Source organism: Georgenia faecalis (genome assembly GCF_003710105.1).
Classification (GTDB): domain Bacteria; phylum Actinomycetota; class Actinomycetes; order Actinomycetales; family Actinomycetaceae; genus Georgenia_A; species Georgenia_A faecalis.
The window spans coordinates 1,553,405-1,568,662 of the sequence record NZ_CP033325.1 but is presented as its reverse complement, the minus strand read 5'-3'; the positions used below and the strand labels follow the sequence as shown (position 1 = coordinate 1,568,662).

12 protein-coding genes are annotated in these 15,258 nt (G+C 72.8%); 7 read left to right on the top strand and 5 right to left on the bottom strand.

All coding sequences use genetic code 11. The annotated features are described in order from the left end of the window. Positions 1 to 20 precede the first annotated feature (20 nt). Genes EBO36_RS06740 through EBO36_RS06720 form a run of 5 tightly spaced genes read left to right on the top strand, consistent with a single transcriptional unit; the run spans position 21 to position 8,419 of the window. The gene (locus tag EBO36_RS06740) at positions 21 to 4,070 is read left to right on the top strand and encodes a Pls/PosA family non-ribosomal peptide synthetase (protein WP_122823930.1); all 4,050 of its coding nucleotides are present in this window, start codon (positions 21 to 23) and stop codon (positions 4,068 to 4,070) included. Then, positions 4,067 to 5,527, top strand: a complete 1,461-nt coding sequence (locus tag EBO36_RS06735) for a heparan-alpha-glucosaminide N-acetyltransferase domain-containing protein (protein ID WP_122823929.1) — start codon at positions 4,067 to 4,069, stop codon at positions 5,525 to 5,527. The genes EBO36_RS06740 and EBO36_RS06735 overlap by 4 nt, the downstream gene beginning before the upstream one ends. Before the next feature lie 41 nt (positions 5,528 to 5,568). After that, positions 5,569 to 6,240, top strand: coding sequence for a BPL-N domain-containing protein (locus EBO36_RS06730; RefSeq protein ID WP_222928786.1), 672 nt, complete (start codon positions 5,569 to 5,571; stop codon positions 6,238 to 6,240). Continuing rightward, the gene (locus EBO36_RS06725; RefSeq protein ID WP_122823927.1) at positions 6,237 to 7,007 is read left to right on the top strand and encodes a 4'-phosphopantetheinyl transferase family protein; all 771 of its coding nucleotides are present in this window, start codon (positions 6,237 to 6,239) and stop codon (positions 7,005 to 7,007) included. The genes EBO36_RS06730 and EBO36_RS06725 overlap by 4 nt, the downstream gene beginning before the upstream one ends. Beyond that, positions 7,004 to 8,419: a M1 family aminopeptidase gene (locus tag EBO36_RS06720; RefSeq protein WP_122823926.1), complete on the top strand. Its 1,416-nt coding sequence runs from the start codon at positions 7,004 to 7,006 to the stop codon at positions 8,417 to 8,419. The genes EBO36_RS06725 and EBO36_RS06720 overlap by 4 nt, the downstream gene beginning before the upstream one ends. Here the strand turns inward: EBO36_RS06720 and EBO36_RS06715 are convergent. Beyond that, on the bottom strand, positions 8,413 to 9,015 hold the full coding sequence (locus EBO36_RS06715) for a hypothetical protein (RefSeq protein ID WP_164471388.1): 603 nt from the start codon (positions 9,013 to 9,015) through the stop codon (positions 8,413 to 8,415). The genes EBO36_RS06720 and EBO36_RS06715 overlap by 7 nt on opposite strands. A gap of 191 nt (positions 9,016 to 9,206) precedes the next feature. Between EBO36_RS06715 and EBO36_RS06710 the strand changes: the two genes are divergently transcribed. After that, complete coding sequence (locus EBO36_RS06710; protein ID WP_122823924.1) at positions 9,207 to 10,844, top strand: VWA domain-containing protein; 1,638 nt, start codon at positions 9,207 to 9,209, stop codon at positions 10,842 to 10,844. A gap of 127 nt (positions 10,845 to 10,971) precedes the next feature. Here the strand turns inward: EBO36_RS06710 and EBO36_RS06705 are convergent, their stop codons facing one another. Together EBO36_RS06705 and EBO36_RS06700 are read right to left on the bottom strand one after the other, a co-directional pair. Beyond that, entirely contained in the window at positions 10,972 to 11,727 is a 756-nt protein-coding gene (locus tag EBO36_RS06705; RefSeq protein ID WP_122823923.1) for a sortase domain-containing protein, read from the bottom strand. After that, positions 11,724 to 12,572, bottom strand: coding sequence for a DUF4397 domain-containing protein (locus EBO36_RS06700; RefSeq protein ID WP_122823922.1), 849 nt, complete (start codon positions 12,570 to 12,572; stop codon positions 11,724 to 11,726). Before EBO36_RS06700 ends, EBO36_RS06705 begins: the two co-directional genes overlap by 4 nt. A 777-nt stretch (positions 12,573 to 13,349) precedes the next feature. Between EBO36_RS06700 and EBO36_RS15445 the strand changes: the two genes are divergently transcribed. Continuing rightward, complete coding sequence (locus tag EBO36_RS15445) at positions 13,350 to 13,574, top strand: MmyB family transcriptional regulator (RefSeq protein WP_222928785.1); 225 nt, start codon at positions 13,350 to 13,352, stop codon at positions 13,572 to 13,574. A gap of 24 nt (positions 13,575 to 13,598) precedes the next feature. On the opposite strand, the gene EBO36_RS06685 is transcribed toward EBO36_RS15445, so the two are convergent. Together EBO36_RS06685 and EBO36_RS06680 are read right to left on the bottom strand one after the other, a co-directional pair. Further along, positions 13,599 to 13,760, bottom strand: coding sequence for a hypothetical protein (locus EBO36_RS06685; protein ID WP_164471387.1), 162 nt, complete (start codon positions 13,758 to 13,760; stop codon positions 13,599 to 13,601). A gap of 87 nt (positions 13,761 to 13,847) precedes the next feature. After that, entirely contained in the window at positions 13,848 to 15,008 is a 1,161-nt protein-coding gene (locus tag EBO36_RS06680; RefSeq protein ID WP_164471386.1) for a serpin family protein, read from the bottom strand. Between the last annotated feature and the right edge of the window lie 250 nt (positions 15,009 to 15,258).

Genomic DNA, 15,258 nt, shown 5'->3' with positions numbered 1-15,258 from the left:
ACCGCAACGAGGGGAGCACGATGACGCACACGACCAGCACCACGTCCGCCCAGACCCATGTCCGCGACGTCCCCGGTGTGCCGGCCGCGCACGCGACCGGGCCGACGGCGCTGGCCCGACTCCACCACTACTTCGAGCGCACGTGCGACGCGCGGCCGACCGCAAGAGCCCTCGAGTGCGACGGGGAGTCACTCAGCTACCAGGCGCTCGACGAGTGGGCGAACAGGCTGGCGCACCACCTGCTGGACGGTGGTCTGCGGCCAGGGGCGCGGGTGGGGATCCTCGTCCCCCGGTCGGTGCCGATGTACGTCTCCGTGCTCGCGGTGCTCAAGTCCGGGGCCACGTTCGTCCCCATCGATCCCGCCGCACCAGCGGAGCGGGTGGCGTACATCGCGGAGGACTCGGACCTGGAGCTCATGCTCACCACGTCAGCGCACCTCGAGACCTGCGCGGAGCTCGCTGTGCCGGTGGTGGCGCTGGACCGTGCCGCCGGCGCCGTCGCCGTGCGTCCCGACGTGCGGCCGACCGTGTCGACCTCGGGCGACCCGACTAGCTACATCATCTACACCTCCGGCTCGAGCGGCCGCCCCAAGGGCGTCGAGATCGCCGAGTCGAGCATCTGCAACTTCATCAACATCGTCCCCCCGCTCTACGGCGTGAAGCCCTCCGACCGCGTGTACCAGGGCATGACGATCGCGTTCGACTTCTCCATCGAGGAGATCTGGCCCACCTGGGCGGTGGGAGCCACGCTCGTGGCCGGCCCCACCGACGCACGTCGCGTGGGCCCAGGGCTGGCCGACTTCCTCGAGGACTCCGCGATCACGATGATCTACTGCGTCCCGACGGTGCTGGCGACCCTGGACCGCACCATCCCCTCGATCCGCACCGTCAACGTCGGCGGGGAGGCCTGCCCCCAAGAGCTCGTCGAGCGGTGGGGCGGCGAGGGGCGGCGCATCCTCAACACGTACGGCCCCACGGAGACCACGGTCACCTGCACCTGGGCAGACCTCCACGTCGGCCACCCGGTCACGATCGGCTGGGCGCTGCCGACGTACACGGTCACGCTCCGCGACGAGGACCGCACCTCCGTGCCATTCGGCGAGGTCGGTGAGATCTGCGTCAGCGGTCCCGGCGTGGCGCGCGGCTACGTCAACCGTCCCGACCTCACCGCCGACCGCTTCGTCCCCGACCCCGACGGCCCCCCCGGGACGCGGATGTACCGCACCGGCGATCTCGGCCGGTTCCTGCCCGCCGGCGACATCGAGTACCTCGGCCGCGCCGACAGCGAGGTCAAGGTCCGCGGCAACCGCGTCGACCTCCAGGAGATCGAGAGCGTCATCCTGGGCGACGACCACGTCTCGGCCGCCGTCGTCACGCTCCTGCCCGCCACCGAGAGCGGGGGCGAGCTGGCCGGCTACCTCCTCCTGGCCGAGGGCGCCCCCCGCGACGGTGACCTCATCGCCCGGCTGCACGCCGAGCTGCGTCGTAAGGTCCCGCCCTACATGGTGCCCGCCTACCTGGAGATCGTCGCGGAGATCCCGATGCTCCCCAGCGGCAAGGCCGACCGGTCCAGGCTGCCGGCCCCCCAGGGGTCCCGCCTCGTCGCCGGAGACCACGACTACGTCGCCCCCGAGACGGCGACCGAGGAGCGGGTTGCGGCCGTGTGGGGGGACGTGCTGCGCCTTCCGGGCGGCTCGTTGTCCGTCGAGGCAGACTTCTTCGACGACCTCGGCGGCCACTCCCTCCTCGCGGCCACGGTGGTGTCCAGGCTCCGCGCGACGGAGAGCAACGCCGGCCTGTCCATCCGCGACCTCTACGCCAACCCCACGGTCCGCACGCTGGCACGCCACCAGGAGCTCAGCCTCCTCGAGCACGGAGGCGAGCCGGAGCAGGGCCCCCCGCCCCGTCCCGTGCCGCCCACCCGCTGGCGGGTGGCCGCGTTCGCGCTGTCTCAGCTCAGCTGGGTGTACAGCCTGCTGGTCTTCTTCATGCTGCCGATCGGGATCGTGTACAGCGTCCACGGCGGCGAGCCGAACCTCGCGATGCTCGAGCAGCTCCTGGTCCTCTTCCCGCTGTCCTACCTCTTCGGGCGGTGGGTGGTGCCGGTGGTCGGCGTGCGCCTGCTCGCCCGCGGCGTGACCCCGGGCACGTACCCGCTGTGGGGCTCGACGCACCTGCGCGTGTGGGCCACGCAGAAGGCCATGGTGCTCTCGCCCCTGACGATGCTCTCGGGGTCGCCCTGGGCGGCGTCCTACCTCCGCCTCGCCGGCGCCCGGGTGGGCGACGCGTGCCACATCGGCACAGCCGAGATCCCGCTGCCGCACCTCGTCGACCTGGGGGACGGCGCCACGATCGGCTACGCCTCCCACCTCAACGCCTTCGAGATAGCGGACGGCACTCTCACGATCGGCGCCATCACCATCGCCGACGACGCCGTCGTCGGCGCCAACACCGTCCTCGAGGGTCCTTGCGTGGTGGGCACGGGGGCGATCCTGCGCGAGCAGTCCCTCCTCCAGGCCGGTCAGCGGGTCCCGGACGCGACGACATGGTCCGGCTCCCCCGCAACGGCGCTGGACTCGGCGGGCGACCCGGTCTTCGACCTCATGACCGAGTGCTCCGCGGCGCCACGTCAGTGGCCGGTCCGGCTCCTGCCCGCCTTCGGCGCGGGCCTGGCCTTCCTCGAGCTGCTGCCCCTCCTGGCCATGGCACCGATCGTGGCCCTCGTCTGGTGGATGCTCCTGACCCAGGGCGTGGTGGCTGCCCTCATCGCCACCGTCCTGTCGGGACCTGTCTTCGTGGCCACGACCTGCACCCTCATCATCGGGGTCAGGCGCCTCGTGCTGCCCGCGACCCCCGTCGGCATCCACCACCTGCGCTCGCAGCTCGGGATGGAGAAGTGGTTCGGGGACAAGCTGCTCGAGCAGAGCCTTTCCCTCAACAACACCCTCTACGCCACCCTCTACACCCCCATGTGGCTGCGTGCGCTCGGCGCCCGCGTCGGCAGCGGTGCCGAGGTATCCACCATCGCCAACATCGACCCCGACATCCTCACCCTCGAGGACGGCGCGTTCGTCGCCGACATGGCCAGCGTCGGCAGCGCGACGTACTGCAACGGCCACGTCGCCTTCCGCCCCACCACCGTCGGGAGGCGCGCCTTCGTCGGTAACGCCTCCTTCATCCCCTCCGGCACCCACCTCGGCGACGGATCGCTCATCGGCGTCCAGTCCGTCCCCCCGGTCTCCGGTGCTGTCCCTGGGAGCTCCTGGCTCGGCTCACCCGCGATCTACCTGCCCCGCCGCGAGATGTACGACGAGTTCACCGAGGCGCAGACCTTCAGGCCGTCGGCACGCCAAGTGCGCCACCGCTACGTCATCGAGCTGCTCCGCATCGTGCTGCCGGCCTCGATGCTCGGGCTCTCCACGTTCGCCACGCTGCTGGCCGTCTCGGCCATCGCGACCACCGTCCCGATGTACCTGCTGGTCCTCCTCACGCCCCTCATCGCGCTCGGGGCGAGCCTCGCCCTCGTCCTGGCGGTCGCCGCGCTGAAGTGGACCGTCGTGGGCCGGTACCGCCGCCGGGTGGAGCCGTTGTGGAGCGGCTTCGTCCGCCGCACCGAGTTCGTGACCGGCATCTACGAAGCCGTGGCGGTGCCGGCCCTGCTCGCCGTGCTCGCCGGCACCCCCCTCCTCGCGCCCCTGCTCCGCCTCTTCGGCGCCCGCATCGGTCGCCGCACCCTCATCGACACCACCTACATCACCGAGTTCGACCTCATCGAGATCGGTGACGACGTCACGGTCGGCTCCCACGCCTCGCTTCAGACGCACCTCTTCGAGGACAGGGTCATGAAGATGTCGACCATCTCCCTCGGCGCAGGCGCGAGCGTGGGCTCGCGCGCCGTCGTTCTGTACGACTCCGCCCTGGGTGAGGAGAGCACGCTTGCCCCGCTGTCCCTCGTGATGAAGGGCGAAAGCCTCCTGCCCGGGACGTCCTGGCGCGGTATCCCCGCCGGACCCGCGCCACGGCGCACCCGCGTGAGTCCCGGCACCGAGCAGGCAGGAGCTGTCCGATGATCGACACCCGCCCCGAGGCGCCCCTAGCCTCTCGCCCCGTCTCCGCCCGCGAGGGCGTGGGTATCCCCCACGACTGCGAGGTGGCGACGGACGTCTCGGCCACGGGCACGGTCGCGGTCGGGTCGTCCGAGCGCCGGCTCGTCGGGGTCGACGTCGCGCGCGGCCTCGCACTCGTCGGAATGATGGCGGTCCACGTCCTCCCGCTGGTGGGGCCCGACGACGGGATGTCAATCCCCTGGGTCCTGGCTGCCGGCAAAGCCGCTGCACTCTTCGCCGTGCTGGCCGGGGTGGGCATCGCCTTCGGCAGCGGCGGACGTCGCCGGCCGTCGGGCCGGCGCCGGGACGCCGCGGCCGTCTCGCTTGTCGTCCGCGCCCTCATGATCGGCGCCGTGGGTCTCCTGCTCGGCTATGTCGTCCCCGCCGACCGCGCCGGAGTCATCCTCGCCTATTACGCGCTGCTCTTCGTGCTCGCGATCCCCCTGCTCGCCCTCTCCACGCGCGCCCTCGTGGCCATCGCCGCCACGATCGTCGTCGTCATGCCGGTGCTGAGCCACCTCGTGCGCGCGGCGCTCCCGGCAGCCGCCGGGACGAATCCCACCTTCACCGATCTCCTCACGCGCCCCGTGGAGCTGACGACGGAGCTCGCGCTGACCGGGACCTACCCCGCGCTGCCGTGGCTCGCCTACGTGTGCGTCGGGCTCGCGGTAGGCAGGGCCGCCCTCACCTCCCGCGGTGTGGTCGCGCGGATCGGCATCCTTGGCGTCGTCATCGCGCTCGCGGCGGGCGGCGGGTCCTGGCTCGTCATGAACGTCGCCGGAGGATGGCGCAACCTCGAGGCGACCGCCCTGCTCACCATGTCCGCCGAGGACTACACGGATCTCGTCGTGTGGGGTCCCTCCGGCTCGACGCCGACGACCTCACCCTGGTGGCTCGGCATCATGGCGCCGCACTCCTCGACGCCCTTCGACCTCGCCTTCACGATCGGCACCTCGCTGGCGGTCCTCGCCGCCGCCGTGCTCCTGGGCCGGGTGGCGTCCCGCGTGCTCGCGCCGCTCGCCGCCGCCGGCAGCATGACGTTCACGCTCTACGCCCTGCACCTGCTCATGGTCAGCTCACCCGTCCAGCCCCCCAGCGAGACCCTGGCGTTCGTGCTTCAGCTCGCGGTCGTCCTCGCCTTCGCCCTGCTGTGTAGCCGCCGGTTCTCTCGCGGTCCGCTCGAGGCGGCCGTGTGGCGGGTGACCCGCCACGTGCGCCGACGCGTCATGGAGGCGCGGGGCGGCTCCGCACACACCGGGAGCACCCCGAGCGCGGAGGCACCGACCGGGAGCACCCCGAGCGCGGACGCACCGGCCGGGAGCCCCGCCGCGCCGGCCGGTGAGGCGCCGCCCGCGCGTCCCGCACCGGAGTGGTCCGTCGGGCTCGCGCAGGCCCGCGCCGAGCGCGGGGCAACGTCATGACCTTCGGCGCCGATCGGGCAGCGGTCGAACCGGTGCGCCCGGTGCCCGCGCACCACCCGCGAGCCCTCGTCTACCGCGGTCCGGCGTCGTCCCCCGGGTGCCCCGAGGCCGTCGCCGACCTCCTCCGGGGCTCCTCGTGGAACTTCGACGTGGCGTACGTGGGTCCGCACGAGGCTCGCGATCTCGGCGAAGAGGTGCTGGCGCACGCGATGCTCTACGTGCAGCCGGGCGGCGGGGAGCTGAGGAGCGCCTACCGCAGGCTTCGGCGGCAGGCCCCGGCCGTACGCGCCTTCGTCCGTGCCGGGGGGCGCTACCTCGGGTTCTGCCTCGGTGGTTACCTCGCCGGCCACAGCCCCGGCTTCGACCTGCTCCCCGGCGACGCCGATCGTTACATCTCCTCCCGCGGCGCGGGCGTCACCGACGCGGAGGACACGGTCATCACCGTGCGGTGGCGAGGCGAGACGCGCCACGTCTTCTTCCAGGACGGCCCGTTCTTCGACCTCGACCCCACCCGCGGCCGCGCCGACGTGCTGGCCGTCTACGACAACGGGCTCCCCGCCGCTCTCATCACGCCGTACGGCGCCGGCGCCGTCGGGGTGGTGGGACCGCACCCGGAGGCGGCCCCGCACTGGTTCGCCGACGCCGGGCTGCGCCGGCCCGCGCGCGCGGCCGATCTCGGCCGCGACCTCGTCGACGCGCTCATGAGCGCATGAGGGCCCGGCCGGAGCGGCGCGGCACCGTCACGTGCGAGGTGTGGTGGGCGACGCCGTCGGGTGCGACCGCGCTCGCCGCGCTCCTCGAGGCCGCCGAGCACCGCCGGGCCGAGCGCCTGCGAGACCACGATCGAGCCCGGTTCGTCACCGCCCGCGCGCTGCTGCGGCTCGTCCTGGCCGCACGGACCGGCACGGCGCCGTCCGAGCTGCGGCTCGACACCACCTGCTACCGGTGCGGAGCGGGTCACGGCAAGCCGCGGCTCGTCGGCGGCGACGGATCCGTGTCCTTCAGCATCGCCCACTCGGGCGACCGGGTCGTCGTCGCCGTCGCGGACGGCACCGCGATCGGTGTGGACGTCGAGGTCGGGGCCGGAACCGGCGCCGAGGAGCTGATGAGCCTGGGCGCGAGCATCCTCGCTCCGGCCGAGCTCGCCGACTACTGGCGCCTCGAGCCGTCCCGGCGACCCCGCGCCCTGGCGGTGTGGTGGACCCGCAAGGAGGCCGTGCTCAAGGCGACCGGTGACGGCCTCACCGTGCCGATGCGCAGCCTGGCCGTGACCACCCCGGACGAGCCCGCCGCCCTGCGCAGCACGGGCCGTGCGCGATCCAGCACGGCGGCGATGGCGGTCCTGCACGACCTCGCGGCCGATGAGCGCACCGTGGCGTGCGTCGCTGCGCTCGGGGTCGCCTCCCTCACCGTCGTCGAACGCGACGGCGACCGCCTTCTGGCATCAGCGACCGCGCCGGCCGCTACCGGGCGCGCATGAGGCGCCAGCTCCTTCCGTCCCTCGTCGGCGTGCTCGTCCTCGGCGGGTGCGTCCCGCTGTCCGGCTGGCCCCCGCCCGACCCGGCTCGCCCTGTGGTCGACCTGCGGTTCGACGTGGCGCAGGACCTCCGCTCGGTTGTCGGGCGCGAGCACATCGACTTCACCCCAGACCTGCGCGTGTGCGAGCTCGTCTTCCGCGCCTGGCCGAACAAGCCCGCCACCGCCCGCGCCGGCAACGCGCTCGAGGTGACGGAGGTGCGGGTCGACGGGACGACCGTGGCTCCGGTCGTCCGTCCGGCCGGCGCGCCCGACGGGCACCCGGGGACCCTCATCGAGGTCCCGTTGCCCGCGTGCGTCGACGCCGGGGCCACCGTGCGCGCCGAGCTGTCGTTCACGCTCACGCTCGGCGAGGGGACCGACGAGCGCATGGGCGCGGGCACCGACGTCGCATGGTTCGCGACCGCCTTCCCGCTGCTCGCGTGGGAGCGGGGGCACGGCTGGTCGACGGACCCGGCCGTCGTCGTCGTCGGGGAGACGGCCATCAGCGAGACGTTCGACCTGCGCTCCCTCGAGGTCGCTGCGCCGTCGGAGTACGCGGTCATGGGCACGGGCGCCCCGATGGGCGAGGTGCCCGACGCGGTCGCCGGGACGACGGTCCACCGCTTTGCGGACCCCGCGGTGCGTGACGTCTCGATCACCGTCGGGCGGCTCGAGGTGGTGCACCGCGAGGTTGACGGCGTCCGCGTGCACGTCGGTGCGCCCGTCGGCGCGACGACGACCGCGGTCTCCCGCTGGGCCGACCGGGTGATGCGTTCCGTGCGGGACGTCGCCGAGCACCTCGGCCCCTTCCCCTACTCCGACCTGTGGGTCAGCGTGCTCCCGCAGCAGACGAGCGGCATCGAGGTCACGGGCGCGATCCAGCTCGGGGACCTCGACCTGGACGAGGACCGCTGGGTCGTCACGCACGAGGTCGCCCACATGTGGTTCTACGGTCTCGTCGGCAACGACCAGGGCACGGACCCGTGGCTGGACGAGGCCTTCGCCACCTTCGCGCAGGTGCTCGCCGACGGGAGTGCGGACGTGCCCGGTGCGCCGGTCGCTCCCGCGCTCACCGGACGGGTCGGGGCGCCGATGGACTACTGGGAGGGCTGCCGGCGACCGTCTGACGCCTACGTCGCCGGGGTGTACACCGCCGGCGGCGTGGCCCTCGTCGAGGCGCGCCGGGGTGCCGGCGCCGGCGACTTCGACGCGGCCCTGCGCGCCTACCTCGCGCGCAACGCGCACCAGATCGCTGTGCCCGCCGACGTCGAGGAGGCCTTCGCCCATCTGCCCCTCGTGCTGGCCACGCTCCGCGAGGCCGGCGCCCTCGCCCCCGTCGCACCGCTCACGGACGGGTCAGGACCATGTCACTGACTCGCCGCCACCTCGAAGTCGCCGTTGTAACGGGTGATCAACCAGCTCGGCTCCTCCTGCTCGGGCGCCGGGGTGAGAACGTAGGTCATCTCCTTCTCGACCTCGAAGATGACGCCCTCGCCGTCCTCCTCGAACGCCAGCGTCGAGCCGTGGTCGAAGGAGACGACCAGCAGCTCCTGCCCGGGCCCACCGGCGGAGTCGACGTCAACCTCGACGTCGGTGATCTCCTGGCTCCTCACCACCTGACCGTCCTCGGGAAGGGTCCACGGCTCGTCGATCCCGTAGTAGCGCAGAGCCCTCACCGCGTCGGCTGCCACCGGGTCACCGCCGAGGGCGTCGTCGACGAGCGCCTCCCACACCTGCGCCGCCTCCGGCGTGAGGCGGTCGAGGATCACGTCGCCGGCAAGGTCCTCCCTGCTGAACTCCTGGCGCTCCGGGTCCAGGAGCGCCGCCGGGAACGCCTCCGCGACGGCGAACGCCGTCAGCTCGGTGACGGCCTCGTCCACCCACTCCTGCCCGAACACAGCAGCGGCGTCCGGGTCGGCGTCCGCCGTCCCCACGTAGACCTCGGGCGTCACGTCGACCGGATCGGTCACCGTCCCACACCCGCCCAGCACGACGAGCGACGAAACGAGGAGAGCCCGATGACACACCTTCATGCAACAGCTCCTATGGATCGGATCGACCTCAACCACGCCATGTCGGGCCTCCGTCGAGGCTCCGCCAGAGTACCTGGGTGCGCGCCAGTGCGCCGTGATCTGGCCGGTCGCGCGGAGACGGCGAAGCGATGAGGCGCGTCGGGATCAGCCTGACGGGCGTGCTCGGGTTCCTCGTCGTCGCCGCCCTTCTCGCGGTCGTGGCGGTGGCGGTCCTGCGCGAGAGCCGTCCTGAGGCGGCGGCAGTGAGCACGGGCTGCGAGTCGCGGGCCGGTGTCCAGGTCACCACCACCACGGACTTCGCCCCGGTCGTCCGGGCCGCGGTCGACCGCCTCGCGGGCGACGTCGAGCAGTGCTCGTTCGACGTCATCACCGCCTCCTCCGCGGACGCCGCCGAGCGGATCGCCTCGGGGACCCAGGTCCCCCAGGTCTGGATCCCCGACTCCGGGATCTGGGTCGAGCGGGCGAGGCTGGGTGACGCGGGACCCGCACTCACCGTGGGTCCCACCCTGGCTACGACCCCCGTGGTCCTCGCCGTGCCTGGCTCGTTGGCGCCGAGGGCCGGAAGCCTCGCGGTGCAGCCGTGGCAGGACATCCTTCGCGGACCGCTCGCGTTGCGGGTCGGTGACCCCGCGGACTCCACGGCGAGCCTCCTCGCCCTCACCTCCGCGACCGAGGCCCTCACCGGCACGCCCCAGGGCGACCAGCTCCTGCTCACCTCGATCATCAGGATGTCGCGCCAGGCGGTGGCCGGGGAGGAGCTGCTCGCAGAGGCGAGCACCGACACCACGGAGGCCACCGCCGTCGCCGCCACCGAGCAGCAGGTCTTCCGTCAGCTCACCGACGCCACGGGTCCGCCGTTGGGCGTCGTGGTCCCCGCCGAGGGCGTGGCCCCCCTCACCTACTCGTGGGTGGTCATCCCCGGCGAGGACGAGGACGACGCCACGCGGGACGCGGTGGCCAGGCTTGAGCAGTCCTTGCTCGGCGTGGCCGGCGTCGTGGACCGCAGGGAGGCAGGATTCCGGACCGCTGACGGCGACGGCGCCCCGGACGTCCCAGCGGTACCCGCCGGCACGGCCGTGGTGTCGCCGGCGCCGTCTCTCGGCGAGGCCGAGGCGATCCTGGCGGACTGGGACGCCGCGGGGGGTGACGTCCGGGTGCTCGCGGTCGTCGACACCTCCACCTCGATGCTCTCCTCGGCCGGTGACCGCACCCGCATCGAGCTCGCCACCGACGGGCTCGGGTCGGCGCTCGAGATCCTGCCACCGACCTCGCAGGCAGGGCTGTGGATGTTCTCCTCGAACCAAGCCTCCGGCGCCGAGTGGACCGAGCTGGCCCCGATCGACACCCTCGACGCCGGGCGCGACGACGGCGGCACGCACCGCGAGGCGCTGCTCGCCGAGGTCGCGTCCCTCACGGATCGCACGGAGGGCGGGACCGGTCTGTACGACACCGTCCTCGCCGCCTACCGGGCGGTCCAGGAGGACTACGACCCCGACGCGGTCAACACCGTCGTCCTGCTCACCGACGGACGCGAGGACGAGCCTGGTGGGCTCACGCTCTATCGCCTCCTCGTCGAGCTGCAGGCGAGCGCCGATCCCGAGCGGCCGGTCCCCGTCCACATCATCGGCGTGGGCACCGACGTCTACGAGCACGAGCTTCGCCTCATCACCGAGCTGACCGGGGGGCGGCACCACCTCGCCAGCGACCCCGCCGAGGCCGGCACCGTCTTCATCGACGTGCTGACACGCCCCTTCCGCGCCGAGTAGCCCACGGTCTCGGACCTGAGGGGCCCCGCCCCTGGGCCACGAGGGAGGGGCGCCGTGCGGGCTGCGGACGCGACAGCGGCGCGCCGGCCCGGAGGCCGACGCGCCGCTGGGCACGTGCCCGCGTCCCTCAGGCTGCGGTGGCGAAGATGACGAGGTTGTCGACGTAGTCCCGGTTGTCGGGGTCGAAGGTGTGGCACGTGATGAGCCGCAGCTGTCGGTCGGGCACCGGCCCGTACACCTCGACGGAGGGGAACTGCGCCTGCCGGACGACGTCAGCGCGGTCCATGCGGAACGTGACCACCTCGCCGCCGCTCATCTCCACGAGGATCTCCGCACCGGGCTCGAGCTGGTCGAGGTCCCGGAACACTGCGCCGGCGACGCCGGAGTCGACGTGCCCGGCGATGACCGCGGGGCCGATGTCACCGGGGACCGTGCCACCAGTGAACCAGCCGGCCAGCTCGGGCACGACGGGAGGCTGCAGGACGCCCTCGCCGCTGCGGACCAGGTCCTCCAGCGAGGAGTCGACGCCGATGGCCGGGATCCGCACCCGCACCGGGACGTCCGCGGCCTCGGGGATGGGCTGGGGGCCGACCGGTGCGTCCGGGTCGGGCTCGCGCAGCCCGAGGTGCTCGTTCCAGGACCTTTCCGCGCTCGAGGTGGCACCGGGCGCACCGGCCGAGGACGGCGCTGCGTCCGCCGGCTCGGGCGTTTCCCCGGCCGGGGAGCCGGTGGCCTCGGTCGTCGGCTCCCCCACCGTGCGACTCGGCGCGCTCGCTCCTTCGCCGAGCACGGTGGCAGGCCCGATGAGGACGATGCCCAGACCCACGACGATCACCACCGCCAGCAGCACCGACGCGGTGATGGCCCCTGCGCGGCGCGTCACACCGTCGCCCTCCGCCGGACCACCACCAGAGCCGCACCGGCGAGGAGCACAGCTCCCAGCCCGAGGGCGGCGAGCAGGCGCAGCCGCGCCTGCTCGGCGTAGTACAGGCCGCCCTCACCGGTGGCCACACCTCCGGCGGGCATCTCCTGCGCCCCCGAGCTGTCCTGCACCGCGGAGATCGAGATCTCCCCGTCGCGGTCGAGCACGAACAGGGTGTTGACGCTGGCCGGCTCCAAGTCCACCTGCACCGTCCCGGACTGCGTCGTCCCGTCGACCTCGAGGGTCCACCGCCCGGCCTCCACCTCGGTGTACGCGGTGGCCGTGCCGAACTCGACCCCCTCGGCGATGGGCATACCCGTGTCGGTGGCGACGTCTACGGCGCTCGACGAGATCGAGGCCTGGATGAGCCGCACCCGCGCCTGGCCCGCCGCCGCAGGGGTGAGGTCGTCGGTGATGACGCGGGCGGAGAGGTCCTCGTTAAGTCCGACGGCAGCCGCCGTGTACGCCTGGTCACCGGAGATCTCGATGACCTGGGTGATCAACGGGTCCGTGCCTTCTGGGGCGCCGGCGGGCACCATCGCCACGGCGTAGGCACCGGCGGGCAGCCGGGAGTAGGTGGAGACGTCGCCGTAGGCGACGTCCTCGAGCTCGAAGCCCTCGGCGCTGTCCACACCAGTGAGCTCCACGTCCACCGCGGGGGTGTCCGGCGAGAGGTGCGCGAGGCGCACCCAGCCCTGGTCCGCCGTGTCCGCCGTCGCCGTCGTGGCGCCGGTCAGGGTGAGGCCGGCGGCGGCCACCACCGTGCCGAGGCCGATCAGTGACCGCCGGGTCGTCGTCCTGCTCATGGAGATCTCCTTCGCTGGGTTCACGCACTGCTCTGGTCTGTGCTGCCGTTCACTCACGCCGCATGCTCACTCCGCCGGGCCAACGTGCTCGGCGGTCTGCCCCACGCGCCGACCCGTGCACCTCACGGACGGCCACCACCTCGGCGCCGGTGGGTCCGTCCCTCGGGCACGCTGAGACGCGGCACGTCGCCGAGGCGCATCGCGACGACGTACGCCGCGGCGCGGACCGCCCCGTTTCGAGCCGGCTCGGTGAACCCGCGCGCGACGCGAACCTGCACGCGAGGCGCGGTGACGGTTGCGCAGGAGAGGTACCCACGACAGGGGTTCGTAGCCGAACGCGCTCCGGATGGGTCGAACCTCGGTCTTTCGCGTCGGACGTGCCCCGCGGGGTGATCGTTCCGCGCAGAGCAGGCCTCCGGACCCTCGCGCGGATGGACGACGACCAGCGCGCGGCAGGAATGCACGTCAGCGACGCCCACGCATCAGGGGGACCCCTTACACCTTGGCCCGCTGCGCGCCCCAGCCGGCCGCGAAGATGCCGGAACCGCGCAAGACCCCGTCGGGGTCGTGACCTCAGCGTCGCCGGACCGGTCCGCGAGCTCTACGTCGAGGGGTATCCCGGGCTCGACGAGCACGCCGTCACCGAAATCGGCTGGCCGATCTTCCGGGGGCGATGCCCGGCACCCAGCCGGGCGACCCGAACAAGGCCGCTGCCGCGTTCGTCACCGTCGCGCGGCGAGAGGCCGGTCCGCTTCGCCAGCAGGGTCGGGGCACCAGGTGCACCAGCGCACCCACGGCACCAAGCACCTGCACCACCCGGTCGTCGGTGCGCTCGACGTCCAGTTCGAGACCATGACCCTGCCCGGCGACCTCAGCCAGGTGCTCTACCTCTACACGGTCGAGCCCGGCTCAGCCTCGGCGGAGGCGCTTGCGCTCCTGGCGAGCTGGACGCAGTCCTCCCCCGCCGGCGCGCACAGGGTCCACCGGCAGGACACCCCCTGACGACGGGAAGGGCTGTGACCACCCCTATCGGTCGGCACGCCGTGACGAGTGCAGGATCCTGATGAGCAGCACCACGTTCAGCATGGCCACTGCCCCGGCGACCGCGATGAGGGTCCAGTCGAGGGGGGTGCCGATGCCGACGGCGATGCGGAGCGCGGGCGCTGTGGCGGTGAAGATCATCGCCACGAGACCGAAGATGTGCACGAGAGGCGACGGAAGTCTCCGCTCAGGGGTCGGCCGTTGATCAGACATGGGGGGCACCCTACTGCGCACTCAGCCGCGGGGGTCGTGGACGCTGCCGAGGAACAGCACGGCACCGGTCTCGCGGTCGCTGACGGTGAAGGCGAAGGGCCGGTCGACGAGGAACGGCGGCGGTCCCGCGGACTCCGTCATGACCCCGCCGGTGACCGCTGCGGCCTCGGTGCCCTCCTCGTCCACCCGGATGTAGGTCTTCTGCACGACGGTGTCGAGAAACGGGTTGGCCGGCGACATCGGGGTGAAGTCCCCGCCGCCGAACGCCGACTCCATACCGAGCGCCTGCAGGACGTCGGTCAGCTCCGCGTCCCACTCGAGCTCGAAGCGCGGCAGCGCGATCTCGGAAAGGGTTTCCGTCTGCAGGCTCTCGACGGCATCGCGCCAGGTTTCGGCGTCGAGGTCGTCGAGCAGGTCGTCGAGGGCCACGCCTTCGTCGGGCACCATCAGCTCCATGCCGAAGCGCCCGTCCTCGCCGTAGGGCAGCCGGAGCATCTGGAAGCCCTCACCGGCGGAGGTCTCCACCTCGGCGGCGGTGCGGTGCATCGTGGGGACGGCGACCTCCTCTCCGCTGGCCAGCGTGAACGGCGTGTCCCGGGTGTCGGCTTCGGCGAAGGTGGTGGTCCAGGTGCCGAGGAAGTACACGGTGTTGAGCAGCACCAGCACCGCCTGCGGGTCGGGAAGGTGGAGGTCGGCCGCGATCTCGTCGATCAGCTCGTTGGTCCGCGCGTCGACCCACTCGTCGATCGTGTCGGCGGAGTCCTGGGAGCCCAGGTCGAGGTCGTCGAGCGTCGCTCCGTACGCATCCTCCACGAACGACATGTAGTCGTCCTCGAACGGGTACCCCTCGTCCGCCCACAGCGAGTTCGCGACCTCGAGCGTGACGTCGTCGGTGTCGGCCAGACCGGCGAGCAGCGCCGCATTTCGGGTGTCCTGCGGTCCGTCGAGGCGGAGCAGGTCCGTCATCTCCTCGGCGGTGTCCCCGCCGGCGCCCGCCGCCACCATCGCCAGCAGCACCGACGCCGACAGCGGCGAGGTGACCGTGTTCTCGACGTCCTCCGCGACGGCGGTGTGCAGGTCGAAGCCGAAGGCGTTGACGCCGTCGGCCGCTATCGCAGCGTCCTCGGCGGACAACGGGAGCCCGAGGTCGGCGTCCAGGGCGTCCCCCGGGCCGTCGTTCACTTGTGCGCCGCCACACGCGGCGAGGACAAGCGCGAGCACAGGCGCGGCGGCAACGACTCTGAGGCGTTTCGGGTCCGTCACGGCGATCAGCTCTCCTCGGCAGCGTGGCTCTTGGCGGAGGCCTGAGCCCTTACCCGGAGAGTGTCTGGGCGCCCGCCGATCTTGCGCGGGGACGCCCACCGGCTCACGCCCTCGCGGTGCGGGATGAGCTCGGAGATCCCCGGAGCGACCTCGCACCGATCCGCTGTCG